Origin of the sequence: Albirhodobacter sp. R86504, assembly GCF_042466415.1 — a bacterium.
Classification (GTDB): Bacteria; Pseudomonadota; Alphaproteobacteria; order Rhodobacterales; family Rhodobacteraceae; genus Albirhodobacter.
Genome location: NZ_JAXHCH010000002.1, coordinates 651,124 through 673,864, shown reverse-complemented (window position 1 = coordinate 673,864; position 22,741 = coordinate 651,124). Strand labels below are relative to the sequence as shown.

General features: G+C 58.8%; 20 protein-coding genes and 1 pseudogene. 8 read left to right on the top strand and 13 right to left on the bottom strand.

Translation table 11 applies throughout. The features are described 5' to 3' along the window. Nucleotides 1-221: 221 nt before the first annotated feature. Nucleotides 222-2,078 (bottom strand): ABC-F family ATP-binding cassette domain-containing protein, encoded by a 1,857-nt coding sequence (locus SJY32_RS05360; RefSeq protein ID WP_376872528.1) that lies wholly within the window; start codon nucleotides 2,076-2,078, stop codon nucleotides 222-224. Nucleotides 2,079-2,160: 82 nt separating this feature from the next. Next, on the bottom strand, nucleotides 2,161-3,324 hold the full coding sequence (locus SJY32_RS05355; RefSeq protein WP_376872525.1) for an anhydro-N-acetylmuramic acid kinase: 1,164 nt from the start codon (nucleotides 3,322-3,324) through the stop codon (nucleotides 2,161-2,163). A gap of 62 nt (nucleotides 3,325-3,386) precedes the next feature. Between SJY32_RS05355 and tyrS the strand changes: the two genes are divergently transcribed. Next, nucleotides 3,387-4,637, top strand: coding sequence for a tyrosine--tRNA ligase (gene tyrS / locus SJY32_RS05350; protein ID WP_376872522.1), 1,251 nt, complete (start codon nucleotides 3,387-3,389; stop codon nucleotides 4,635-4,637). Nucleotides 4,638-4,706: 69 nt separating this feature from the next. Here tyrS and SJY32_RS05345 read toward each other — a convergent pair whose 3' ends face one another. From SJY32_RS05345 to SJY32_RS05330, 4 genes are all read right to left on the bottom strand, one after another. Continuing rightward, entirely contained in the window at nucleotides 4,707-5,042 is a 336-nt protein-coding gene (locus SJY32_RS05345; RefSeq protein WP_376872519.1) for a hypothetical protein, read from the bottom strand. A 90-nt stretch (nucleotides 5,043-5,132) separates the two neighbouring features. Next, the gene (locus tag SJY32_RS05340; RefSeq protein ID WP_376872516.1) at nucleotides 5,133-5,756 is read right to left on the bottom strand and encodes a LysE family translocator; all 624 of its coding nucleotides are present in this window, start codon (nucleotides 5,754-5,756) and stop codon (nucleotides 5,133-5,135) included. 164 nt (nucleotides 5,757-5,920) lie between these two features. Beyond that, nucleotides 5,921-6,502 carry a peptidylprolyl isomerase gene (locus SJY32_RS05335; protein ID WP_376872513.1) on the bottom strand — a complete coding sequence of 194 codons (582 nt, stop codon included), beginning with the start codon at nucleotides 6,500-6,502 and terminating at the stop codon, nucleotides 5,921-5,923. Then, nucleotides 6,495-7,001 (bottom strand): peptidylprolyl isomerase, encoded by a 507-nt coding sequence (locus SJY32_RS05330; RefSeq protein ID WP_376872510.1) that lies wholly within the window; start codon nucleotides 6,999-7,001, stop codon nucleotides 6,495-6,497. Before SJY32_RS05330 ends, SJY32_RS05335 begins: the two co-directional genes overlap by 8 nt. A 189-nt stretch (nucleotides 7,002-7,190) precedes the next feature. On the opposite strand from SJY32_RS05330, the gene SJY32_RS05325 reads away from it, so the two are divergent. The 6 genes from SJY32_RS05325 to SJY32_RS05300 all read left to right on the top strand — a co-directional run bounded on the left by SJY32_RS05325 (nucleotide 7,191) and on the right by SJY32_RS05300 (nucleotide 14,079). Further along, on the top strand, nucleotides 7,191-8,381 hold the full coding sequence (locus tag SJY32_RS05325; RefSeq protein WP_376872507.1) for a phosphoglycerate kinase: 1,191 nt from the start codon (nucleotides 7,191-7,193) through the stop codon (nucleotides 8,379-8,381). A gap of 331 nt (nucleotides 8,382-8,712) precedes the next feature. After that, nucleotides 8,713-9,642: a class I fructose-bisphosphate aldolase gene (locus SJY32_RS05320; protein ID WP_376872504.1), complete on the top strand. Its 930-nt coding sequence runs from the start codon at nucleotides 8,713-8,715 to the stop codon at nucleotides 9,640-9,642. A gap of 192 nt (nucleotides 9,643-9,834) precedes the next feature. Beyond that, complete coding sequence (locus SJY32_RS05315) at nucleotides 9,835-10,131, top strand: septum formation initiator family protein (RefSeq protein WP_376872501.1); 297 nt, start codon at nucleotides 9,835-9,837, stop codon at nucleotides 10,129-10,131. A 279-nt stretch (nucleotides 10,132-10,410) separates the two neighbouring features. Beyond that, nucleotides 10,411-11,415 carry a pyruvate dehydrogenase (acetyl-transferring) E1 component subunit alpha gene (pdhA, locus tag SJY32_RS05310; protein ID WP_376872498.1) on the top strand — a complete coding sequence of 335 codons (1,005 nt, stop codon included), beginning with the start codon at nucleotides 10,411-10,413 and terminating at the stop codon, nucleotides 11,413-11,415. 13 nt (nucleotides 11,416-11,428) lie between these two features. Next, nucleotides 11,429-12,790 carry a pyruvate dehydrogenase complex E1 component subunit beta gene (locus SJY32_RS05305; protein WP_376872495.1) on the top strand — a complete coding sequence of 454 codons (1,362 nt, stop codon included), beginning with the start codon at nucleotides 11,429-11,431 and terminating at the stop codon, nucleotides 12,788-12,790. 11 nt (nucleotides 12,791-12,801) lie between these two features. Then, nucleotides 12,802-14,079, top strand: a complete 1,278-nt coding sequence (locus tag SJY32_RS05300) for a pyruvate dehydrogenase complex dihydrolipoamide acetyltransferase (RefSeq protein ID WP_376872492.1) — start codon at nucleotides 12,802-12,804, stop codon at nucleotides 14,077-14,079. 84 nt (nucleotides 14,080-14,163) lie between these two features. On the opposite strand, the gene cysE is transcribed toward SJY32_RS05300, so the two are convergent. Beyond that, entirely contained in the window at nucleotides 14,164-14,982 is an 819-nt protein-coding gene (cysE, locus tag SJY32_RS05295; protein ID WP_376872489.1) for a serine O-acetyltransferase, read from the bottom strand. Between the two features lie 234 nt (nucleotides 14,983-15,216). Between cysE and SJY32_RS05290 the strand changes: the two are divergent. Beyond that, a pseudogene (locus tag SJY32_RS05290) lies at nucleotides 15,217-16,205 on the top strand (transposase). Between the two features lie 270 nt (nucleotides 16,206-16,475). On the opposite strand, the gene mltG reads toward SJY32_RS05290, so the two are convergent. The 6 genes from mltG to fabD form a co-directional block, all read right to left on the bottom strand. Beyond that, nucleotides 16,476-17,633 carry an endolytic transglycosylase MltG gene (gene mltG / locus SJY32_RS05285; protein WP_376872486.1) on the bottom strand — a complete coding sequence of 386 codons (1,158 nt, stop codon included), beginning with the start codon at nucleotides 17,631-17,633 and terminating at the stop codon, nucleotides 16,476-16,478. After that, the gene (fabF, locus tag SJY32_RS05280; protein WP_376872483.1) at nucleotides 17,633-18,895 is read right to left on the bottom strand and encodes a beta-ketoacyl-ACP synthase II; all 1,263 of its coding nucleotides are present in this window, start codon (nucleotides 18,893-18,895) and stop codon (nucleotides 17,633-17,635) included. Before fabF ends, mltG begins: the two co-directional genes overlap by 1 nt. A gap of 331 nt (nucleotides 18,896-19,226) precedes the next feature. After that, complete coding sequence (locus SJY32_RS05275) at nucleotides 19,227-19,460, bottom strand: acyl carrier protein (protein WP_013067402.1); 234 nt, start codon at nucleotides 19,458-19,460, stop codon at nucleotides 19,227-19,229. Between the two features lie 392 nt (nucleotides 19,461-19,852). Beyond that, nucleotides 19,853-20,590: a 3-oxoacyl-ACP reductase FabG gene (fabG, locus tag SJY32_RS05270; protein WP_376872478.1), complete on the bottom strand. Its 738-nt coding sequence runs from the start codon at nucleotides 20,588-20,590 to the stop codon at nucleotides 19,853-19,855. Nucleotides 20,591-20,789: 199 nt separating this feature from the next. Then, complete coding sequence (locus SJY32_RS05265) at nucleotides 20,790-21,698, bottom strand: DUF2971 domain-containing protein (protein WP_376872475.1); 909 nt, start codon at nucleotides 21,696-21,698, stop codon at nucleotides 20,790-20,792. 32 nt (nucleotides 21,699-21,730) lie between these two features. Beyond that, on the bottom strand, nucleotides 21,731-22,660 hold the full coding sequence (gene fabD / locus SJY32_RS05260) for an ACP S-malonyltransferase (protein WP_376872472.1): 930 nt from the start codon (nucleotides 22,658-22,660) through the stop codon (nucleotides 21,731-21,733). Between the last annotated feature and the right edge of the window lie 81 nt (nucleotides 22,661-22,741).

Sequence of the window (22,741 nt, the reverse complement as noted above, 5' to 3'; positions counted from 1 at the left end):
TGCGGGGAGGTGCCCGTCGTGCGGTTGGCAAGGATTTCGCATGGCTTCGTTACAGTTCGGATTCGAAGCTGTGAAGCTTTTGTGTCGGTGTGATTTTTGTGCCGGCACTTGCGGGCGGCACATATCGCTGGGATTTTTAAATTTGATAAGGATCTGATTTTGAAACAAAAAAGGGAAGCAAAAGCCCCCCTTCTTCCGATCTCATTGAAACGGTGCAGATTTTACTTGCTCGCCTTCTCCAGTTTTTCCAGCGCCTCGACCCAAAGTGTCTCCGCGCGCGTCAGGGCATGCGTCGCCTCGGAGTGTTTGAGCTGCCATTTTTGGGCCTCTTGGGCGCGGCCAGGAAGGTAGAGCGACTGATCCGCAAGGATCTTATCAAGCTTGGCGATCATATCGGTGAGCTTGGTGACGCGCTCCTCCGATTTACGCGCCTCATTGCGCAGCGCCTGCATCTCGTCGCGCGGTGGCTTGACGGCTTTGGGCTTTTCCACCTTGGGCGCCTTGGTCTTCTCCGCCGGATCACCCGCGAGAAGCTCTTTGCGGTAGGCGTCGAGATCTTGCGTATAGGGCGAGACTGCGCCGCCTTTCACGAGCCACAACCGATCCGCGACAAGGCTTAACAGGTGCATATCGTGCGAGACCAGAATCACCGCGCCCGAATACGAGTTGAGTGCCTCGACGAGCGCCTCACGGCTCTCGATATCGAGGTGGTTCGTCGGTTCATCGAGAATCAGAATATGCGGGGCATGGGTTGTTGCCAGCATGAGCGACAAGCGCGCCTTTTGGCCGCCCGACAAGCGACCGACCTTGGTATCGGCCTGATCAACGCCCAAGCCGAAGCCTGCCAGACGCGCACGAATCCGCGGCGGCGCCTCATTGGGGTAGATCGCCTGAATATGCTGGATCGGTGTTTCGTCCAGTTGCAGCTCGTCCACCTGATGCTGCGCGAAGTATCCGACGCGCAGTTTGCTGGAGCGGGTGATCTTGCCGCCCATGGCGTCGAGCTTGCCCGCGAGGAATTTCGAGAGCGTTGACTTGCCCTCACCGTTGCGGCCCAAAAGCGCGATCCGGTCGTCTTGGTCGATCCGCAGATCGAGATTTCGCAGGATCGGCTTGCCGTCATACCCCACCGACGCGCCCTCGATGTTGATGATCGGCGGCGACAGTTCTTCCGGGTTGGGGAAGGAGAACACGTAGCCCCGCGCTTCTTCGGGCGGGGTGATCGTTTCCATCTTCTCAAGCATTTTCACGCGGGCTTGGGCCTGCGCGGCTTTGGAGGCCTTGGCTTTGAAGCGATCTACGAAGCTTTGCAAATGGGCGCGGCGGGCGTCTTGCTTCTTGGCTTCGGCCACCTGCACGGCGCGTTGTTCGGCGCGGGTGCGGGCGAATTGGTCATAGGTGCCGGTGTAGAGGGTCAACTTGCGTTGATCGAGATGCAAGATCGCGCCCACGGCGCGGTTCAGCAGGCCACGATCGTGCGAGATGATGATGACCGTGTGCGGATATTTGGCGAGATATTGCTCGAGCCAAAGCGCGCCTTCCAGATCGAGATAGTTGGTCGGTTCGTCGAGCAGCAAGACATCGGGTTGCGCAAACAGCACCCCTGCGAGCGCCACGCGCATCCGCCAACCGCCCGAATAATCCGAACAGGGCCGCAGTTGCGCCTCGGCATCAAAGCCTAGACCTTTCAAGATCGACGCCGCCCGCCCCTCCGCCGACCAAGCATCAATATCGGTCAGACGGGCGTGGATTTCACCGATGCGGATCGGATCGGTCGCGGCTTCAGCCTCTTTCATCAGGGCATCGCGTTCGACGTCGGCGGCGAGCACCGTATCGATCAGCGACGTGTTCGAGGACGGAACCTCTTGCGCAACGCCGCCGATGCGGGCGCGTGCGGCCATCTCGATGGCGCCGCCCTCATTGGCGATCTCCCCCCGGATGATCTTGAACAGCGTGGTTTTCCCCGCACCGTTCGGACCCACAAGCCCGACCTTATGGCCGGTGGGAATGGTGGCGGAGGCACTCTCAAAGAGGGGCCTACCTTCAATCGAATACGTGAGATCATGGATTTTGAGCATGGGCACTCCCTGCCCTGCCTTTGCGCGCCCGTCAACGGCTGTTGCAAAGATCGCGCGTAAAATTCAGCACAATTCCGCGCGCTCAGCCCTGCGGACGCGAGATTTGCCCGCCGCCCACAGTCGCCGCGACGCCCGTGGTGAGTGGCCCCGACGTTGGCAAGCCGCGCGCGACACGGATCGCGAGATAGGCGAAGGCCTGTGCCTCAAGCATATCCCCGTTGAGCCCCAGCTCTTCGACCGGCAAGACAGTGCAACCGGTGCGCGCTGCGAGCATCGTCATCAACGTCGCATTATGCCGCCCGCCCCCGGTGACGTAGAGCGCACTGACGGGATCGGGGAAATGCTCCATCCCGCGCGCGACCGAGGCGGCAACGCACGCGGTGAGCGTGGCGCAGGCATCCGCGTCACTCAGGCTTGCAACATCGACGAGCAAATCGTTGAAATCGTTACGATCGAGGGATTTCGGCGGGATTTTCATGAAGTAGCTTTGATCAAGGAACCGATCAACGATTGGCTCCTCCACGCTCCCATGGGCGGCGAGCGCCCCCCCCGCATCGACGTCTTTGCCCAAACGTGCTCGCATCAAATCATTGATCGGCGCATTCGCGGGCCCTGTATCAAAGGCGAGAACGGCCCCAGCCGCCTCGGGCTTTGGCAGGCGCGGATCGACCCATGTCACATTGCCGACACCGCCAAGATTGAGAAACGCGACCGGAGCGGCGAGCCCCGCCCACCGCGCGCAGGCGAAATGGAAGTAGGGCGCAAGCGGCGCGCCCTGCCCGCCCAACCGCACATCGGCCGTGCGAAAATCCCAAACGACGGTCCGCTGGAGGTATTCGGCCAGAACGCGGCCATCGCCGGATTGATGCGTGCCATGGGTGCGCGGCGCATGGGCGAGAGTTTGACCGTGGAAGCCAATCAAAACATCATCGCCAGCAAGCTCTCGGTGCGCTTTGATCATAGCGCCCAGAATTTCCGCATGCGCGGCCTCGACAACCTCGGAGGCGGCGGCGACATTGGGACCCTCCTGCCATTGCCCAAGGGCGGCGCGGATCGTGTCGCGCTCGACATCGGTATACCTGCGATAGCTGTGGGGGCCGAAGGTCTCGATGGTAATGCCATCGGATTTCAGGAAGGCCGCATCCACCCCGTCCAATGACGTGCCCGACATCGTTCCCAAGGCCCAAATCGCGCCATTCGCAGTTGCGTGCGCCCTGCGGCGGCGTGCTAGGTCTTCGGTGTGCATCTTGGCTTTCCCTTCGCAATCACGACCGATATAGACATGCCCACAAGAGAGGGACAAGCACCATGACCTACCATCCGAAATCTGACTTCATGCGCGTGATGATGGAGCGCGGCTTTTTAGCCGATTGCACCGATTATCAAGGGCTCGACGAGGCTTTGGTCAACGGGATTGTCCCAACCTATATCGGCTATGATGCCACGGCGGCATCGCTTCACGTCGGGCATCTTCTCAATATCATGATGCTCCGCTGGTTGCAAAAGACCGGCCACAAACCGATCACACTGATGGGGGGCGGTACGACGAAAGTCGGCGATCCGTCCTTCCGCGCGGATGAGCGCCCGCTTCTGACGACAGATCAGATCGCGGCGAATATCGACGGCATGGGACAAGTGTTCGCGCGTTACCTCGCCTATGGCGACGGCGCGACGGATGCTGTGATGCTCAACAATGCGGAATGGCTCGACAACCTGAACTATCTTGAGTTCCTGCGAGATATCGGGCGGCATTTCTCGGTCAACCGGATGCTCTCGTTCGAAAGCGTAAAATCGCGGCTGGACCGTGAGCAATCGCTGTCGTTCCTTGAATTCAACTATATGATTTTGCAGGCGTATGACTTCTTGGAATTGAACCGCCGCTATGGCTGCACGTTGCAGATGGGCGGATCGGATCAATGGGGCAATATCATCAACGGGATCGATCTGACGCGCCGCGTTCTCGATCACGAGATCTATGGCCTGACCTCGCCTTTACTGACGACGTCGGACGGCAAGAAAATGGGCAAATCGCAAGGCGGCGCGATCTGGCTGAACGGCGATATGCTGTCGTCCTACGAGTTCTGGCAATTCTGGCGCAATACGACCGATGCGGATGTGGGGCGGTTCCTGAAGCTTTACACCGAGCTTCCCCTTGAGGAATGCGAGCGTCTGGGCGCATTGGAAGGGTCGGAGATCAACGGCGCTAAAGTTATTCTTGCGAATGAGGTCACGGCACTTTTGCATGGCCGCGAGGCAGCGCAGGCCGCAGAGGCTACGGCGCGCGAAGTCTTTGAGAAAGGCGGCGTAGGCGATGATCTGCCGACGCTCGCGCTTTCGGCAGAGGAAATTGGCGAGGGCATCTCACTCGCGCAATTGATCGTGCGCTCGGCGCTCGCCAAGACTGGCAAGGATGCGAAGCGCCTGATTTCAGAGGGCGGAGCGCGGGTGAATGACGCGATCTCGACCGATGCCGGCCAGATGTTCACAGCCGATGATCTCGCGCAACCAGTCAAGCTGACTGCGGGCAAGAAGCGTCACGCGCTGGTCGTTATCGGCTGAGAAGGCCGCGGTCGATCTTTAAGGGCGCGGGGGAAACTCCGCGCCTTTTTTCATGCGCGCGGGTTTGGCTTAGCATTTGGTCTCGATCCGTTTGAGCACCCAGCGCGCATTATGTTCGTAGCTTTCGACCGCTTTGGGGGTCTGATAGAAATCACAGCGCCCGATGCTGCCGATGTAATACGGCTCTCCGAGACGGTCGGGCGTCACGAGATCGCCAGCGCGGTCGAGCGTCTCCTCGGCGACCTGTAGGCATTGCACCGGCCCGCAGCCGAGCCAGTTTCCGCTTCTGGCCTTATACATTACCAATAGCCCTCTGTGATGGTCCACGGTAAAGGCTCTGGCGGCGGGGGCTATGAGCGGCATCAGCAGAGCAGCGGCGAGAGACAGACGGGGTAAGCTTGGCATCGTGAGATCCTTTCCTAGTCAGGGAACAGACTGGAGGATCAAGGATATCTGAGGCCGTTCAAGCTATAGGAACTTATAGCTTGAGCCCCTTCACAAAACGCGCATCGCTGCTTGGATCAGGATTACCGCGCCTGCGCCGCCGATAAAGAGGCCGGCCGCGCGCGCGAGACGGTGCTGCGCGCGCGGGTCGCGCAGGGCGTTGCGGGCGCGATTGGCGAGGAGCACATAGGGTGACAGGGTTACGAGCAACACGATAACCGTCAGCGCGGCCATCCCCGCCCATTGCGCGGCATCCACGCGCCCCAGATCCATGACCGCGGGCAAAAGAGCGAGATAGAACACGATGGTTTTCGGATTTCCCATCGTCAAGGCAAACCCCGAACTGAGCGTTTTGAGATCACTCGCACGTGTGGCGCGCTGAACCGCGATGAGGCCCGATTGACTGGTCCAAAAACGGTAGCCGAGAAAGACGAGATAGGCGCCGCCCGCAGCTTTGATCACGACCAAAGCGCCGGCAAAGACTGACGTAAGTGCCGCCAGCCCCAAAACGGCGATGGTGAGGTAGGCAACATCGCCCAAGGTGATGCCGATTAAGAACCACAGCGCGGCGCGAAGCCCCTGCCCCAACGCCTGCCCGACCAGAGCCGCAACGCCCGGGCCCGGAATGACCGCGGCGATGGCAAGGGCACTCGCATATGTCAGATAGGGGGTCATATCATTTTTCCCGCAAGGATCGTCCAAAGCACCAATCGAGCGATCCTCTTGCGACGTGAGAAAAATCAGGGGATGACCGCCCCTTGGGGATATCATGCGACATGGTCTGGAGGGGGCTGCCCCCCTCCAATTGCGGGCGAGGCTGCGCGCCCCGCCCCCAAAGTTTACTCTACCGTGGCCGAGACGATGTAATCGGGCTCGTCAACAGCGCCATTCGCGCGTTGATCGCCTTTTTTCAGCGCATCCACGATCTCCATCCCCTCAACGACGTGCCCAACAATGGTGTATTGGCCGTCGAGGTGCGGGGCGTCCGCAAACATGATGAAGAATTGCGAATTGGCGGAATCAGGCGAAGCGGAACGGGCCATGCCCACCATACCGCGCGTGAAAGAACGATTGGAGAATTCGGCCTTCAGATCAGGGCGCTCGGAGCCGCCCATGCCCGCCATGGACGTATCACCGCCCTTTTTGCCGAATTGCACGTCGCCGGTTTGCGCCATGAAGCCCTCAATAACGCGGTGGAACACCACGTTATCATAGGCCCCTGCGGCGGCGAGCTCGGTGATCTGCGCGACGTGGCTGGGGGCCACATCGGGAAGAAGGTCGATGACGATCTTACCCGTCACGCTGCCCGCGACTTCCAATCCGAGGTTTGGTCCGTCACCGTCTGGCACGCCGGACCCTTCTGCGAAGGCCCCCGTCGCCGCCAAGGCGCTGAGCAAAGTCGCTGCGATCAGCTTACGCATCGGCGGCCACTTTCACGGAGATCATACGATCGGGATAGCGCGGCGGCTCGCCACGGACGATTTTGTCAACATGCTCCATGCCTTCGATGACTTGCCCGTAAACGGTGTATTGGCCGTTCAGGAAAGCGTTGTCGCCGAAGTTGATGAAAAACTGCGAGTTGGCGGAGTTCGGGCTGGACGAGCGTGCCGCACCGATCGAGCCGCGCGCGTGCGGAACATTGGAGAATTCAGCCGGAAGATCGTCAAGATCCGACCCACCCATACCAGCACGGGCGGGAGTGTAGTCTTTTTCCATATTCGCGAACTTCACGTCGCCTGTTTGCGCCATGAAGCCCTCAATGACGCGGTGGAAAGCGACATTGTCATATGCGCCAGCGCGCGCGAGCGTCTTCATCCGCTCAACGTGCTTCGGGGCCACATCTGGCAGCAATTCGATGACGACATTGCCGTCTTTCAATTCGATGATGACGGTATTTTCGGGATCTTTGATATCGGCCATTTGGCGCCTCCTGCGATTATTCTGTGCGAACCTATGCTTGGCGACAGGTTGAGACAAGGGGAAAGCCGGAGAGGATGCGTTCAACATACCGCGGGTTCGACGATCACGCGGTTGTTGACCGACTTATTGACGGCGGCGTGCAGACAAGGGAAAAGCGTTTAAACGCATTTACCTTTGGGGGCTCGCGATATGGCTTGGAAAACACTCGACGATATGGATCTGAACGGCAAAGTCGCTTTGGTGCGGGTCGATATCAATGTGCCGATCGAGGAGGGTCAGGTCACGGATGACACGCGCATCCAAAAGATCGTGCCCACGGTGAAAGATATCATCGCGGCGGGCGGCAAGCCGGTGTTGCTGGCGCATTTCGGGCGCCCGAAGGGCCAAGTCGTGCCCGCGCTTTCATTGGAGATGCTGGTGCCTGCGCTGTCGAACGCACTTGGCCTGCCAGTCAAATTCGCGAGCAACTGCATCGGCGGCCCAGCGAAAACGGCTGTCTCGGAACTGAAAACCGGCGAGGTTTTGTTGCTCGAGAATACCCGTTTCCATGCGGGCGAGGAAAAGAACGACCGCGAGCTGTCCGCATCAATGGCGGCGTTGGGCGAAGTTTACGTGAATGATGCCTTCTCCGCCGCACACCGCGCCCATGCGTCCACAGTCGGTATCGCGGAGATTCTCCCCTCTTGCGCAGGCCGCTTGATGGCTGCCGAGCTCAAGGCGCTGGAAGCAGCCCTTGGCGCACCCGAACGCCCTGTGACAGCCGTGGTGGGGGGCGCGAAAGTCTCGACAAAACTCGAGTTGTTGGGAAACCTTGTGACAAAGGTCGACAACCTGATCATCGGCGGCGGGATGGCAAATACCTTCCTCGTGGCACAAGGTATTGATGTCGGCAAATCTCTGGCAGAGCATGATATGGCGGAGACGGCGCGCGAGATCCTCGCGAAGGCAAAGGATTCGGGCTGTGTGATCGTCTTACCGAGCGACGTCGTCGTGGCGCGCGAATTCAAGGCCGGTGCTGCGTCAGACGTGGTCGCGGCAGATGCCTGCCCATCCGACGCGATGATTCTGGACGCCGGGCCAAAATCGGTCGAGCAAGTCTCCGCGATTTTCGAAGCGTCCAAGACGCTGATCTGGAATGGCCCGCTCGGCGCGTTTGAGATCGAGCCCTTCGACGTCGCAACCAATGCGGCGGCTGCGCGGGCGGCGGCATTGACGGTGGAGGGCAAGTTGATCTCCGTTGCGGGCGGCGGCGACACGGTCGCGGCGCTCAACAAGGCAGGCGCCGCGAAAGACTTCACCTATATCTCAACCGCGGGGGGCGCCTTCTTGGAATGGATGGAGGGCAAAGAGCTTCCCGGGGTTGCAGCACTCTCCGCATAAGGCGCGCGGGCGCTGTTTGTACCTGACTGACAGAAGAATATGAAGGGAGGCTTCGGCCTCCCTTTTTCTATATCGCCGCTTTGGCGTCCCCCCGAAGAGATTCGCGTCGGCCACGCAGAACGCGACCGCACCGCCAGCAAACTGCCGCAGGGTTAATTCGTCACTAAAATGGAGGAATTTCAATCGCCTCTTTTGACGGTTTCATGACGATAAAACCCGCAGCCAGAGCGGAATTTTGCCGCAATTCGAATGTGTTAGCGCAACCACACGTTGCGCACCTCTTTAAGCCTGCTATGGCAATAGCAACTGACATTCGCTTGAGGAGAGACCCATGCGCGCGACCAGAACTGTTCAGAAAATTCTTGCCAATTATGAGGGCGAAACGCCCGGCGTTAAGGCGAACCTGTGCCGGATGTTGATGCAGGGGAAGCTCGGCGGAACGGGCAAGATGATCATTCTGCCAGTTGATCAAGGTTTCGAGCACGGGCCTGCACGCTCTTTCGCGAAGAACCCTGCGGGATACGATCCGCATTATCATTACCAACTTGCGATCGACGCGGGCCTTAACGCTTACGCGGCCCCTTTGGGCTCTTTGGAAGCGGGTGCCGACACGTTCGCCGGTCAGATCCCGACCATCTTGAAGGTGAACTCGGCGAATTCCCTGATGTCGGACACGGCGGGAAAGAATCAGGCGATTACCGGCTCCGTCGATGATGCGTTGCGGATCGGGGCGTCAGCGATCGGTTTCACGATCTATCCTGGCTCCGACATGGCGCTCGATATGTTCGAGGAAATTGTCGAGATGCGTAAGGAAGCGGCTGCCAAGGGCGTCGCGACGGTTATCTGGTCCTACCCGCGCGGCGAGGCGATCACCAAGTCCGGCGAGACCGGGATCGACGTTGCGGCCTACGCGGCACATGTTGCGGCCTTGCTGGGCGCACATATCATCAAGATCAAGCTCTCGACAGATCACCTGATGCTGCCGGAGGCGAAGAAGGTCTATGAGGATGAGAAAATCGACATCGCCGACATGGCCGCGCGCGTGAAGCATTGCGTGGATGCCTCGTTCGCTGGCCGTCGCCTGATCGTCTTCTCGGGCGGCGCGACGAAGGGCGAGAACGCGGTCTATGACGACGCGCGCGCGATCCGCGACGGGGGTGGAAACGGCTCGATCATCGGCCGCAACTCGTTCCAACGCGAGCGCGGCGATGCGCTTGCGATGCTCTCCAAGCTCGTCGATATCTACAAAGGCAAAGCCTAACCGTGATCGCCTGAGGCGATCGCTCGCTTGCCTCTCGCCCAAAGCATGATACGTAACCCCTGCCCCAACGTGGCGGGGGTTTCTTATTTAACTCAACGAAATGTGCAAAAAATTGATTTTCGGGATTCACATCGCGAATCACTTGTGGCATGATTCGGTCAACGCCCATAAGAGGCGGAACGAGGCAGCAGAATGACCCACGGCAAGACCCCTATCGGGCCCCTCATCTTTTTCGCAGGCGCGCTGGTTTTAGCAGCGATCTTTACGCTTGCGGCGGTGCAGGGTTCGTACGGGATCTTCCGTCGGGCTCAGATTGAGGCGGAAATCACATCGCTTGAAGCGGAGCGCGCGGAGTTGCGTGCAGAGCTTGAGCGCATGGCGAACCTCACGCATCGCCTTTCGGACGACTTTTTGGATATCGACCTGCTTGACGAGCGCGCACGTGAAGTACTTGGCACGGTTCGCGCCGACGAGATCGTCATCCGTTAAGCGCCGCTTCGCCGGACGCCAGCCCCGCCGCAAATGGATGGGGAAGTTTTTCGTTCCCACTAGCCAGCCCGCATAACTCTCGATACGCTCACCCCAGCCGCATCGTCGCGTCCGTATTCGCCGGTCGCATTGCACGCATTTCGCCCCCGATGTCACACAACATCAGAGGCTTGCGCGCCATGCATCACTAGGTTGCGTCGCGGGCGTTGCAGTTTGATTCCAGATCGGCTAAAAACTGGTTTAATGTTGAACTATTCCACCGGAATGGGAGGAGCCACCATGGCGGCACGCAAAGGGGCAGAAGCGCAAGCTGGCGCAAAGCCCAATGTTTCCAAAGATGAATTGCTGACTTACTACCGAGAAATGTTGTTAATCCGACGTTTTGAGGAGAAAGCCGGCCAACTATATGGCATGGGCCTAATCGGCGGCTTTTGTCACCTCTACATCGGCCAAGAGGCCGTCGTCGTGGGCCTAGAGGCCGCGACGAAAGAGGGCGACAAGCGCATCACCTCGTACCGCGACCACGGGCATATGCTCGCATGCGGGATGGACCCCAAGGGCGTCATGGCTGAATTGACCGGACGCGAAGGCGGCTTGTCGAAAGGCAAAGGCGGCTCGATGCACATGTTCTCGAAAGAGAAGCACTTCTACGGCGGCCACGGGATCGTGGGCGCGCAGGTTCCGCTCGGCGCGGGGCTCGCTTTCGCAGACAAGTACAGCGGCAATGACAATGTCACCTTCGCGTATTTTGGGGACGGCGCCGCCAACCAAGGTCAGATCTACGAGACCTTCAACATGGCAGCACTTTGGAAGCTTCCGGTGATCTTCGTCATTGAGAACAACCAATACGCAATGGGCACCTCGCAAAAACGCTCAACGTCGACGCCAGAACTATACACCCGCGGCACGGCCTTTGGCATCCCGGGCGAAGCGGTCGATGGCATGGACGTGCTCGCGGTGAAAGCCGCATCCGAGAAAGCCGTCGCGCATTGCCGCGCAGGCGAAGGCCCATATATCCTCGAGATCAAGACTTATCGCTACCGTGGCCACTCAATGTCGGACCCTGCGAAGTACCGCACCCGTGAGGAAGTCCAGAAGATGCGCGACGAGCGCGATCCGATCGAGCAAGTTCGCGATCTTCTTTTGACCGGCAAACATGCTTCGGACGAAGATCTCAAAGCCATCGACAAAGAAATTAAAGCCATCGTTAACGAGGCCGCCGATTTCTCGAAGGAGAGCCCCGAGCCTGCGCTTGAGGAACTCTGGACCGATATCTACGCGTAAGGGAGAATAAAGAATGGCAACCGAAATTTTGATGCCCGCCCTGTCGCCGACGATGGAGGAAGGCACGCTTGCGAAATGGCTCGTAAAGGAAGGGGACACTGTCACCTCCGGCATGATCCTCGCAGAAATCGAAACCGATAAGGCGACGATGGAATTTGAGGCCGTGGACGAAGGCGTGATGGGGAAAATCCTCGTCGCGGAAGGCACGTCCGGCGTGAAGGTGAATGAGGCGATCGCTATCCTCGTTGAGGAAGGCGAAGACGCTGATGCAGTTCCTGCGCCGCAAGCTGAGGTCAAATCCGAACCTAAAGCCGAAGCTTCAGCACCTGCTGCGGCGAAGGCGCCTGTTGAAATCGTGTCGAAAGCCTCGGAAGATTGGCCCGAAGGCACACCTATGAAAACCATGACCGTTCGCGAGGCGCTTCGCGAAGCCATGGCCGAGGAAATGCGCGGCAACAACTCCGTTTATCTGATGGGGGAAGAAGTCGGGGAATATCAAGGCGCTTACAAGATCTCGCAAGGCCTGCTCGACGAGTTCGGAGAGAAGCGCGTGATCGACACGCCAATCACCGAACATGGTTTCGCAGGGATTGCTGTCGGCTCCGCGATGGCCGGACTGAACCCAATTGTCGAGTTCATGACCTTCAACTTCGCGATGCAAGCGATTGACCAGATCATCAACTCGGCGGCGAAAACGCTTTACATGTCTGGCGGTCAAATGGGCTGCCCGATTGTCTTCCGAGGGCCAAATGGTGCCGCGGCGCGCGTCGGCGCTCAACACTCGCAATGTTACGCGGCTTGGTATAGCCAAATTCCAGGGCTGAAAGTTGTTATGCCCTACTCGGCTGCTGACGCAAAAGGCCTGCTAAAACAAGCCATTCGCGACAAAAACCCCGTCATCTTCCTCGAAAACGAGATCATGTACGGTAAATCGTTTGAAGTCCCGGATCTGCCTGACTTTACGATCCCCTTCGGCAAGGCCAAAATCTGGCGTGAAGGTACCGACGTGACCATCGTTTCCTTCGGGATCGGGATGGTCCACGCTCTCGAGGCTGCCGATAAACTCGCAGCTGACGGGATTTCGGCGGAGGTCATCGATCTGCGGACGTTGCGTCCGATCGACTACGACACGGTCCTTGCCTCGGTGATGAAGACCAATCGTTGCGTCACAGTCGAAGAAGGCTGGCCTGTCGGCTCTATCGGCAACCATCTCTCGGCGACGATCATGGAGCGCGCATTTGACTATCTGGATGCGCCTGTGATCAACTGCACGGGTAAAGACGTTCCGATGCCTTACGCAGCGAACCTCGAAAAGCACGCTCTGATCACCTCCGACGAAGTTGTCGAAGCGGTCAAAAAAGTAACCTATCGGTAAGGAGAAAGATCATGGCTATTGAAATTTTGATGCCTGCTCTCTCCCCGACGATGGAAGAGGGCACATTGGCAAAGTGGCTCGTAAAGGAAGGGGATACCGTTCAGTCGGGCGACATCCTCGCCGAGATCGAGACCGACAAGGCGACGATGGAGTTCGAAGCGGTCGATGAGGGTGTGATCGGGAAAATCCTGATCGCTGCCGGCACGTCCGGAGTGAAAGTGAACGAGGCAATCGCCGTCTTGTTGGAAGATGGCGAAGATGCGTCGGCCGTGGCCACCGCCCCGAAGCCAGAAGCCAAAGCAGCAGCCCCGAAAGCTGAATCTGCTCCGGCGACAACGCCAAACGCCGCTCCAGCGGCCCCGAAGGCCGAGACTGATCGCGTCTTCGCGTCACCACTGGCACGTCGCATCGCGTCCGATAAGGGCTTGGATCTGAAAGCGATTTCGGGATCTGGCCCCCGTGGCCGGATCGTGAAAGCCGATGTCGAGTCGGCTGTAGCGAGCCCCGTTGCCAAAGCTCATGCACCTGAAGCGGCACCGACACCTGTTGCTGCTCCCGCAGTTTCCGCGTCGAACGTTGCGAAGATGTATGAAGGCCGGAGCTACGAAGAAGTTCCTCTCGACGGCATGCGCAAAACCATTGCGGCGCGCCTGACAGAAGCCAAACAAACGATTCCGCACTTCTATCTGCGGCGCGAAGTTCGCCTGGACGCGCTGATGGCCTTCCGTGGTGATCTGAACAAAAAGTTGGAATCGCGCGGCGTTAAACTGTCGGTAAACGATTTTATCATCAAAGCCTGCGCTTTGGCGTTGCAAGCCGTGCCAGACGCCAACGCCGTCTGGGCCGGAGACCGTGTGCTCAAGATGAAAGCCTCGGACGTTGCGGTCGCTGTCGCAATTGAGGGCGGGCTTTTTACCCCCGTTTTACAGGACGCGGAGGCTAAATCCTTATCGTCGCTCTCTGCACAGATGAAAGACTTGGCGGCTCGTGCCCGCAATCGGAAGCTTGCGCCGCATGAATACCAAGGCGGTAGCTTCGCGATTTCAAACCTCGGGATGATGGGTGTCGAAAACTTTGACGCCGTTATCAACCCGCCGCATGGCGCGATCCTCGCGGTGGGCGCAGGAGTGAAAAAACCAGTCGTCAACGCGGCAGGTGAAATCGAAGTGGCGACGATGATGTCAATGACACTCTCGGTCGACCACCGTGTTATCGACGGGGCATTGGGCGCTGAACTGCTTAAAGCCATTGTTGAGAACTTGGAGAACCCGATGGCAATGCTTGCCTGATCTCTTTCAAAAATTAAGAAAGGCCGGAGCTCATCGCTCCGGCCTTTTGCATTCTCTGGCTGACCAACGTGACATGCGCAGGCGTTACAGCCCGCCTTTGCACCCCGTCAGATGCTGATCCATTGAAACGGAAGGCTGATCACAGCCCGCATCTCCGACGACCTTTGCCGGAACCCCCGCAACAGTCTTGCAATGCGGCACATCCGCAAGAACGACAGATCCTGCGGCAATCCGGCTATTCGCGCCAACATGAATATTGCCCAAGACTTTGGCCCCGGCGCCAATTAGAACCCCGTCGCCAATCTTAGGATGACGATCTTCTTCTTCTTTGCCCGTCCCCCCCAAGGTGACAGAATGCAGCATCGAGACGTTATCGCCGACGACGGCCGTTTCCCCGATCACGATCGAATGAGCGTGATCAATCATGACGCCTTTTCCGATCCGAGCTGCCGGATGGATGTCTACGCCAAAGATTTCAGAGGTCCGCATCTGCACGAAATAGGCCATGTCACGACGCCCTTGCCCCCAAAGCCAGTGCGCAATCCGGTATGATTGCAACGCCTGATATCCTTTGAAAAACAGCAAGGGTTGTAAGTACCGATGGCATGCGGGGTCGCGATCAAAGACAGCAACGAGATCCGCCCGCGCAGACTGCGCCAGATCAGGCGATGAGGCATATGCCTCATCTGCCGTTTCGCGCAATATCTGCTCGCTCATTTCGCCGGACGCTAACTTCAGCGAGAAACGATAGGCTAATGAACGCTCCATAGAGCCGTGATGCAAAATGCCAGAGTGGATCAGACCGCCTAATAGCGGTTCATCGCGCACAGCATCCACAGCCTCTTCGCAAACGCGCGACCAAACCGGATCAACCGCTGCCATTTTTGCTCGCATCTCTGCCATCGGCCATCTCCTTGCTATGCGCTTACCTTATCAGATGCAGTGTGATTCAAGTAAGTCCTCCAAATGCATAGCCTAGATGACGCCAAACGAAAACCCGCGCTTAAACACGACTGCGCCATTGGATCACACCCTCAATCACTTTGCCAAGCGCTCGCAAGTATTGCGTGCCAGGGCTCTGTTACACAAATCGCGCGAGGGATTCATCTTGTGAATTTAGCGTGGTAGCTTGGATGCATGAGCAGACCCATACCCCTGACCTACAAGACCAGACACTGGCCAGCCTACGATGAAGCGCTCAAGCGCGGCGGCTCACTGACGATCCGTTGGCCGATAGGTGATTGCCTGCAGTCGCCGTAAGGCTGGCTCGACCCTGAGATGAGCTGGGATGCCATACCGATAGGCAGGCGTGGCCGCCGGCAGAGCTATAGCGACGCCGCAATACAGACTGCCTCTCGATGAAGGTGCTGTTCGGCATAGCGCTCCGGCAGACGACCGGGTTCGTCGAGAGAGGCCAGAAGACCTTGGCCGTCAACATCCCAGACCGCGGCTCCAAGGGGCCGTTGTACCTGTTGATGCCCTCTCATCGCTGCAAGCAGCGATTGCCGAGAAAAGGACAGCACTGGGATCAAGGTCGAAGGTGAAGGCGAATGACGCGCCCGCAAGCATCCCTCTCATCGCAACTTCGTTTAGATTGCGGGGCAATGGGCGGCCCTAAACGGCGCGTCTGGCACAAGATCTACTGGGGGATTGATGAGGAAACGCTGGAGGTTCAGGCTGTTGAGATTCCTGGGAGCCACATTGGTGATACGCCGATCCTACCCGACCTTCGCGACCAAATCCCGCAGCATCAGGAATTCAGTAGCGTCACGGCTGATGGCGCCTACGACACGCGCAAATGCCACGATGCGATTGCAGATCGCGGCGCCCATGCCGTCATCCCGCCCCGCAGAACGCGAAGCCGTGGAAGACGATCACAGCCGGAGCCGTGGCGCGAAACGAGGCCTTGCGCGCGGCGAAATACCTGGGGCGCTCGCTCTGGCGAGCCCTTTCGGACCATCGCTTCGCGATGTCCTGCCGGGCAGCGGATGGAGCGTATGAAGCTGCTGGACCAGCGACTCATGGCGCGGCACTTCGACCGCAGGATCGCGGAACTACAGGTCCGCATCGCCGTCCTGAACGGCTACACCGCGCTCGGCATACCCGTCACGGAAGCCCTAGGATAAGTCCGTCCAAGAGAGGGGAAACTCGGCGTTCAGCCGATTTGTGCAACAGAGACCAATAAAATACCATAATTATAGTTAGATAGCAGAAACGCCTCAAGCGAACGCCCCGCCCCAATCCTGGCACTGCTTGCAATTTCATCGCGCAATTCAACTTCCGCAGCACCGATTCTCGAGAAATGCATCCCTAAAACACTGCCCGATTCTTATCAAAAGCCCCCGCGGAGTGTTCCGCAGGGGCTCAAACTTACTTGCTACCGCTCAAACCCTCATTCACTGGGCCGCGTTTTGCTCCGCTTCGATCTTACGCCACTTTGCGACATTCGCGTTATGCTCGGCCAACGTCGTTGCAAACGCATGACCGCCCGTCCCGTCCGCGACAAAGAACAAATACTCTGTCTCGTCAGGATGCAAAGCCGCCTCGATCGCCGCGGCGCCCGGATTGGCAATCGGTCCCGGCGGCAGCCCCTCAATCACGTAGGTGTTGTACGGCGTCGCCCGCTTGAGTTCAGATGCCCGCAAACCGCGCTCCAAAATCCCTTCGCCATTGGTCACGCCGTAAATCACCGCTGGATCTGTCTGCAACCTCATCCCCTTTTTCAGGCGGTTCACAAACACCCCTGCGACCTGATGGCGCTCCTCTGCGAGTCCGGTCTCTTTCTCAACGATCGAGGCCATCACAAGGGCTTCTTCCTTGGTCGCATAGGGCAAGCCCTCGGCACGCGCTTCCCAAAGCCGGTCAAGCGTCTCTGCCTGCACGCTCTCCATCCGCGCGATCACACCCGCGCGCGACAGATCACTGCCGATCTCATAGCTTCCCGGCGCCAGACTGCCCTCCGCAGGCCGCTCGCCCGCATCGCCTTGCAAGTGCTCAAACGCGTTGAGCCCCTCAACCACCTGCCAGCTCGTAACGCCTTCCGCCACCGTGACGCGCAACCGCAAATCCGCCGCCGCAAGCGCCTCGGTCAATTCCGCTGGCATCGGATCGCTGTCCACAGAGACTTTCACGATCTCGGTCATTGCCTTCGTTGCCGGGTCAAGCTCGCGCAGAACGATGTCACTATCACGCACACCGATCCGGTAAATCACTTCCGCGCCACAGCTCGACGCCCCCGCGGTGGTCAACTGGTCAATCACCGTCTCCATCGACGTCGCAGGCTCGATCAAATACGAACCGTGCTTCAATTGCGGTGCCTTACCCGAATAATCCAAACCCGCACGGAAGATATATTCTGACGAAATCACGCCCTGCTCCGCCAATTGCGGCGCCAGTCGCGAGAAACTCGTTCCTTGCGGCACCACAAAGCACACTGCTTCAGCCAGCGGCCCCGCGCCCGTGAACTGCTTTTGCCCCCACGCGACCCCCGCTCCGATCGCCAAAAGAATGACGATCAGAACCGAAAGGAAGTTCGATACGATGTGACGCCACATCAGCCCGTCACCTTGCCCATCACAAGGCTCGCATTGGTGCCCCCGAATCCAAACGAATTGGACAGCGCGATATTGATCTCCCGCTTCACCGCAACCTTCGGCGCGAGATCAAGCTTGGTGTCAACAGCCGGATTATCGAGGTTCAAAGTTGGCGGCGCAATTTGGTCACGGATCGCGAGAATGCAGAAGATCGCTTCCACCGCGCCCGCAGCCCCCAACAAATGCCCGATGGATGACTTGGTCGACGACATCGTCGCCTTGCCCGCCGCCGCGCCCATCAAACGCTCCACCGCCGCAAGCTCAATCGTGTCTGCCATCGTCGATGTGCCGTGCGCGTTGATATAATCAATTGCCTCCGGTGCGACATTGGCGCGCGTCAGCGCCATATCCATCGACCGATACGCGCCCGATCCATCCTCCGCAGGCGCGGTGATGTGATACGCATCGCCAGACAATCCGTAACCCAAAATCTCGGCGTAAATTTTCGCGCCGCGCGCCTTCGCATGCTCATATTCTTCCAGCACCACAACACCGGCGCCTTCCCCCATCACGAACCCGTCGCGATCGGCATCATAAGGGCGGCTTGCGCTCGCAGGATCGTCACCGCGTTTCGTTGACAAAGCCTTGCACGCGTTGAAGCCCGCGATCCCAATCTCTGAAATCGGGCTCTCCGCCCCGCCGGCAAGCATCACATCCGCATCGCCCCACTGGATCAACCGCGCCGCATCGCCAATCGCATGCGCGCCGGTCGAACAGGCAGTCACAACCGCATGGTTAGGTCCCTTAAAGCCAAAGCGGATCGAAACCTGACCGGAAATCAAGTTGATCAACGCCGATGGAATAAAGAAGGGGGAGACGCGCTTGGCGCCCTTTTCCTTGATCAAAACAGCCGTATCCGCAATCGCCGACAAGCCACCGATACCGGAGCCGATCATCACACCCGTGCGGTAGCGATCTTCCTCCGTCTGCGGCTCCCAGCCGGAATCCTTGACTGCCTGAACCGCCGCAGCCATCCCGTAGAGAATGAAATCATCTACCTTGCGTTGCTCTTTTGGCTCCATCCAATCATCTGCGTTGAACGTGCCATCCGTGCCATCCCCGATCGGGATCTCGCACGCATATTTGGTCACGACATTTGACGCATCAAACCGTTTGATATCGCCCGCCCCCGATTGCCCCGCAATCAACCGCGACCAAGTTTCCTCGACCCCGCACGCCAAAGGCGTAACCATTCCCAGTCCCGTGACTACGACGCGCCGCATCGGACACCTCTTCCTTTATTTGCTCGATCCAGTTGATACACGCGCAAGCCCCGCTCTGCAACGCTGCGAAACCCCATGTAAACTGAACCGGTTTCCCGACAAGGACACAGGCCGAAACCGCCCCCGCCCCCTCTATCAATTCGGACGTCATCCGCCCGTTAATCACTCTTTAAAATAGAGGGGCGCCGCACCGCGTCACCCCGTCCGTTTATTTGGATAAACCCGCGCCGAAAACAAGAGGGCAAACCACCTGCCAGCTCGAAAGCCCCATCCCGAAACGCAAAAGGCGCCCGCTAAGGGCGCCTTTTGGTTCCTCGAAAGGAAAAAACGATTAGGCCGCTTCGGTGATGAACTTCACCGCGTCGCCGAACGTTTGGATCGTTTCAGCAGCGTCATCCGGAATCTCGATCCCGAACTCTTCCTCGAAAGCCATCACCAATTCTACGGTGTCCAGGCTGTCTGCGCCGAGGTCGTCGATGAACGACGCGGTCTCGGTGACCTTATCTTCTTCAACGCCAAGATGCTCGACGACGATCTTCTTCACGCGATCTGCGATGTCGCTCATGGTAATTCCTCAATCTCGTGGGCAATTGCCCCATAAAACCCTGCTCCGAAGAGCGGCTCTTGAGCACTTCACCCGAAAGCAAAGCACGCGGCCAAGCGGGTTGCCCCCCAAGCCGTCACGCCGCTAATAGCACAGTCCCGTCTCAAGACAAGCCGTTTTCCGCACCGCGCGCGCCGCCCCGCCTAACACATCAACGCGCACCCGCCTAGCCCCCCGCCACAAAGCCGCCCCGCCCCTTACGCGAAACAAAATACGCGCCGCCCCCACAGAGCCGCGCCCAACCCCCTCCGCGCTACACGCGCGATCCCCGCAGATCAGAGCAACCACCCCATGAAAAAGCCGCAGGCCCATCGGGCGCCGCGGCTCAAAAGTCCTGCAAAGATTAGGCGGCGTTACACCATCGCCATGCCGCCATTCACATGCAACGTCGCGCCTGTGACATAGCCTGCCTCCGGCGACGCCAGATAGAGGACCGCCGCCGCGATCTCCTCCGGCGTGCCCATCCGCCCCGCCGGAATTTGCGTAAGGATTTTACCCTTTTGCTCGTCATTGAGCTTGTCCGTCATCGCCGTCGCAATGAAACCGGGCGCCACACAATTCACCGTGATCCCGCGCGACGCGACCTCATAGGCCAGCGATTTCGACATGCCCACAAGCCCCGCCTTCGCCGCCGCATAATTGCCCTGCCCCGGATTGCCCGTCGTCCCGACGATCGAGGTGATATTGATAATCCGCCCCCAACGCGCCTTCATCATTCCGCGCAAAACGCCCCGCATCAATCGCATCGACGACGTCAGGTTCACATCAATCACCGAGGCCCATTCCTCATCCGACATCCGCATAAACAGATTGTCGCGCGTGATCCCCGCGTTATTCACCAAAATATCAAGCGACCCCATCGCCGCAATCGCCGCCTTCGGCAATGCCTCAACCGACTCCGGCTCCGACAGATTCGCCGTCACCACATGCGCCCGCTCGCCCAATTCCGACGCAAAAGCCTGCAGCGGCGCCTCGCGCGTGCCCGACAAAACAACCGTCGCCCCCGCCGCATGCAGCGCCTTGGCAATCTCGCCGCCAATCCCACCCGAAGCGCCCGTCACAAGCGCATTTTTACCCGTCAAATCAAACATAACGTCCCCCATCAGGCCCCAAAATCCGTTTCTCCCTCTTTATCAACCAGCGCACCGATGCACCAGCCCACCGCGCATCCCGCGTCGGGAGAGAAAAAGGCGCCTCCGGCGGGGTTATTTTTAGCCTCTTGGGACTCAAGGGGGCGGCGGCGGCATCATGCTCAACCCCGCACAATTAACACTCGCTTCGCCGTGTAGATTAACGGCTGACGTAGCTTGCAGCGCTTTTCCGAACCCAAGCGTGAACACCGTTTGCCTTGAGCAGCGCCTCGACGACATCCTCGGGAGTGTCATTGCAAGGCCCCAACGTCACGCCGATGATGGCCTCTCTCTCAAAGGGTAGCCGTACATACGGTGAAATCACCGTCTTATGCTCTCGAAACTCAACGTTTCGAAGCGCGTTAAGCGAAGAATAGTGAAGTATGCGCCATTCTTTTTCTTCGCAAAAAGCTGGACTTTTTATCGAAAAAAGGAGCGCAGCGGCAAGCCTGCGCCGTTGTGACAGATCGCTCGAAAATTCCGCCTCAAGAAACTGTGTTACATTATTGTCTATCTGACAGTCTGCGGCATCATCAAAGAAAGCTAGCCGTAACCATTGGTCTGCACGCGCTACCTGAGGGGAATGGGCCGCCCCGTATGCAATTTGAATAAGCGCCGGTGAGGCTAGAAAATCTGCACGTGCATACCGACGCTGCAGCATTTCGCGATTAAAGGTCACGGAGAAGCCAGTCGCGTCGTCGGAATAAGCACGCCACTGGCTCAGCAGATCGCTTTCCTCCGAAAAACAAATTCCCAATGCATAATTTTCGTTGAGTGCCGCCTGCGCATTTCCTCTAATCGCACCAACTCTCTCCGCCGTCATGTCGTGCTCATCTGTTAGCCCGTCCAGCCAATTATCCAACATCCAGCGCCCTTCTGCACGATCATTAGAAGACGTAAGCGAGGTGAGCCAAAATTCTTTCCGCTGAATCAACGACAGAAAAACATTCGCTGAACAATAATGCGATATCTGATCAAGCAATCCCAACACCCCTAAAAACTGCTTCAACTTGCCTAAATTAAACGCAAGACACGCTGGACAGACAACACAATAAAAAAGGCGGGCCAAAGCCCGCCTTCCCGTTCCGCAAAGCCGCGCAATCAGCCCTTGAGCTTGGCGATATCTTCCGGCGATCCGATGTTGACTTGCAATGTCTCTTTGGCGATGCGCTTGATCATCCCCGACAGCGCCTTGCCCGCGCCGATTTCCCAGAACTCGGTCGCGCCCTGCGCCACCATCCATTCCACGGATTCGCGCCAACGCACCGATCCGGTCACCTGCTCAACGAGCAACTGACGGATCACCTCGGGGTCGGCGACAGCTTCGGCGCGCACGTTTGCCACGACAGGCACCTTGGGCGCGGAAATCACCGTCTCCGCCAAAGCCGAAGCCATCGCATCCGCCGCAGGCTGCATCAACGCGCAATGGAATGGCGCGGACACTGGCAACAACAACGCCCGCTTCGCCCCGCGCGCTTTGGCGATCTCCGCCGCGCGCTCCACCGCCGCCTTATGGCCCGAAATCACGACCTGCGCCGGATCATTGTCATTCGCCGCCTGACAGATCTCGCCCTGCGACGCTTCTTCAGCCACCTCGCGCACCGCCGCCAGATCAAGACCCAGCACCGCCGCCATCGCCCCCACGCCAACCGGCACCGCCGATTGCATCGCCTCACCGCGCAAGCGCAACAAACGTGCCGTATCCGCCACGCTCAGCGCCCCCGCCGCACAAAGCGCCGAATATTCCCCCAGCGAATGCCCCGCCACGAACGCCGCATCGGACAGGCCAAACCCCTCCGCCTCAAGCGCCCGCATCGCGGCCAAAGACGTCGCCATCAACGCCGGCTGCGCATTGGCCGTCAGGGTCAGCGTCTCGATATCGCCTTCCCAAATCAGCGCCGACAGCTTTTCGCCCAAAGCCGTATCGACCTCCTCAAACACGGCCCGCGCTGCGGGATAGGCCTCCGCCAAGGATTTACCCATTCCAATGGCCTGCGCACCCTGTCCGGGGAATACGAATACTCGCGTCATCTGGCTCTTCACTCCCTAACTCATGTGTGACATCCCCTTTATCGCCCTCAATCCCGCGCGACAAGTCACACCTCCCCAAAG

What these genes read in the sequence shown, in the direction of transcription:
- SJY32_RS05360 (WP_376872528.1), bottom strand. Translation starts at nt 2,078, where the DNA reads ATGCTCAAAATCCATGATCTCACGTATTCGATTGAAGGTAGGCCCCTC.
- SJY32_RS05355 (WP_376872525.1), bottom strand. Translation starts at nt 3,324, where the DNA reads ATGCACACCGAAGACCTAGCACGCCGCCGCAGGGCGCACGCAACTGCG.
- tyrS (WP_376872522.1), top strand. Translation starts at nt 3,387, where the DNA reads ATGACCTACCATCCGAAATCTGACTTCATGCGCGTGATGATGGAGCGC.
- SJY32_RS05345 (WP_376872519.1), bottom strand. Translation starts at nt 5,042, where the DNA reads ATGCCAAGCTTACCCCGTCTGTCTCTCGCCGCTGCTCTGCTGATGCCG.
- SJY32_RS05340 (WP_376872516.1), bottom strand. Translation starts at nt 5,756, where the DNA reads ATGACCCCCTATCTGACATATGCGAGTGCCCTTGCCATCGCCGCGGTC.
- SJY32_RS05335 (WP_376872513.1), bottom strand. Translation starts at nt 6,502, where the DNA reads ATGCGTAAGCTGATCGCAGCGACTTTGCTCAGCGCCTTGGCGGCGACG.
- SJY32_RS05330 (WP_376872510.1), bottom strand. Translation starts at nt 7,001, where the DNA reads ATGGCCGATATCAAAGATCCCGAAAATACCGTCATCATCGAATTGAAA.
- SJY32_RS05325 (WP_376872507.1), top strand. Translation starts at nt 7,191, where the DNA reads ATGGCTTGGAAAACACTCGACGATATGGATCTGAACGGCAAAGTCGCT.
- SJY32_RS05320 (WP_376872504.1), top strand. Translation starts at nt 8,713, where the DNA reads ATGCGCGCGACCAGAACTGTTCAGAAAATTCTTGCCAATTATGAGGGC.
- SJY32_RS05315 (WP_376872501.1), top strand. Translation starts at nt 9,835, where the DNA reads ATGACCCACGGCAAGACCCCTATCGGGCCCCTCATCTTTTTCGCAGGC.
- pdhA (WP_376872498.1), top strand. Translation starts at nt 10,411, where the DNA reads ATGGCGGCACGCAAAGGGGCAGAAGCGCAAGCTGGCGCAAAGCCCAAT.
- SJY32_RS05305 (WP_376872495.1), top strand. Translation starts at nt 11,429, where the DNA reads ATGGCAACCGAAATTTTGATGCCCGCCCTGTCGCCGACGATGGAGGAA.
- SJY32_RS05300 (WP_376872492.1), top strand. Translation starts at nt 12,802, where the DNA reads ATGGCTATTGAAATTTTGATGCCTGCTCTCTCCCCGACGATGGAAGAG.
- cysE (WP_376872489.1), bottom strand. Translation starts at nt 14,982, where the DNA reads ATGGCAGAGATGCGAGCAAAAATGGCAGCGGTTGATCCGGTTTGGTCG.
- mltG (WP_376872486.1), bottom strand. Translation starts at nt 17,633, where the DNA reads ATGTGGCGTCACATCGTATCGAACTTCCTTTCGGTTCTGATCGTCATT.
- fabF (WP_376872483.1), bottom strand. Translation starts at nt 18,895, where the DNA reads ATGCGGCGCGTCGTAGTCACGGGACTGGGAATGGTTACGCCTTTGGCG.
- SJY32_RS05275 (WP_013067402.1), bottom strand. Translation starts at nt 19,460, where the DNA reads ATGAGCGACATCGCAGATCGCGTGAAGAAGATCGTCGTCGAGCATCTT.
- fabG (WP_376872478.1), bottom strand. Translation starts at nt 20,590, where the DNA reads ATGTTTGATTTGACGGGTAAAAATGCGCTTGTGACGGGCGCTTCGGGT.
- fabD (WP_376872472.1), bottom strand. Translation starts at nt 22,660, where the DNA reads ATGACGCGAGTATTCGTATTCCCCGGACAGGGTGCGCAGGCCATTGGA.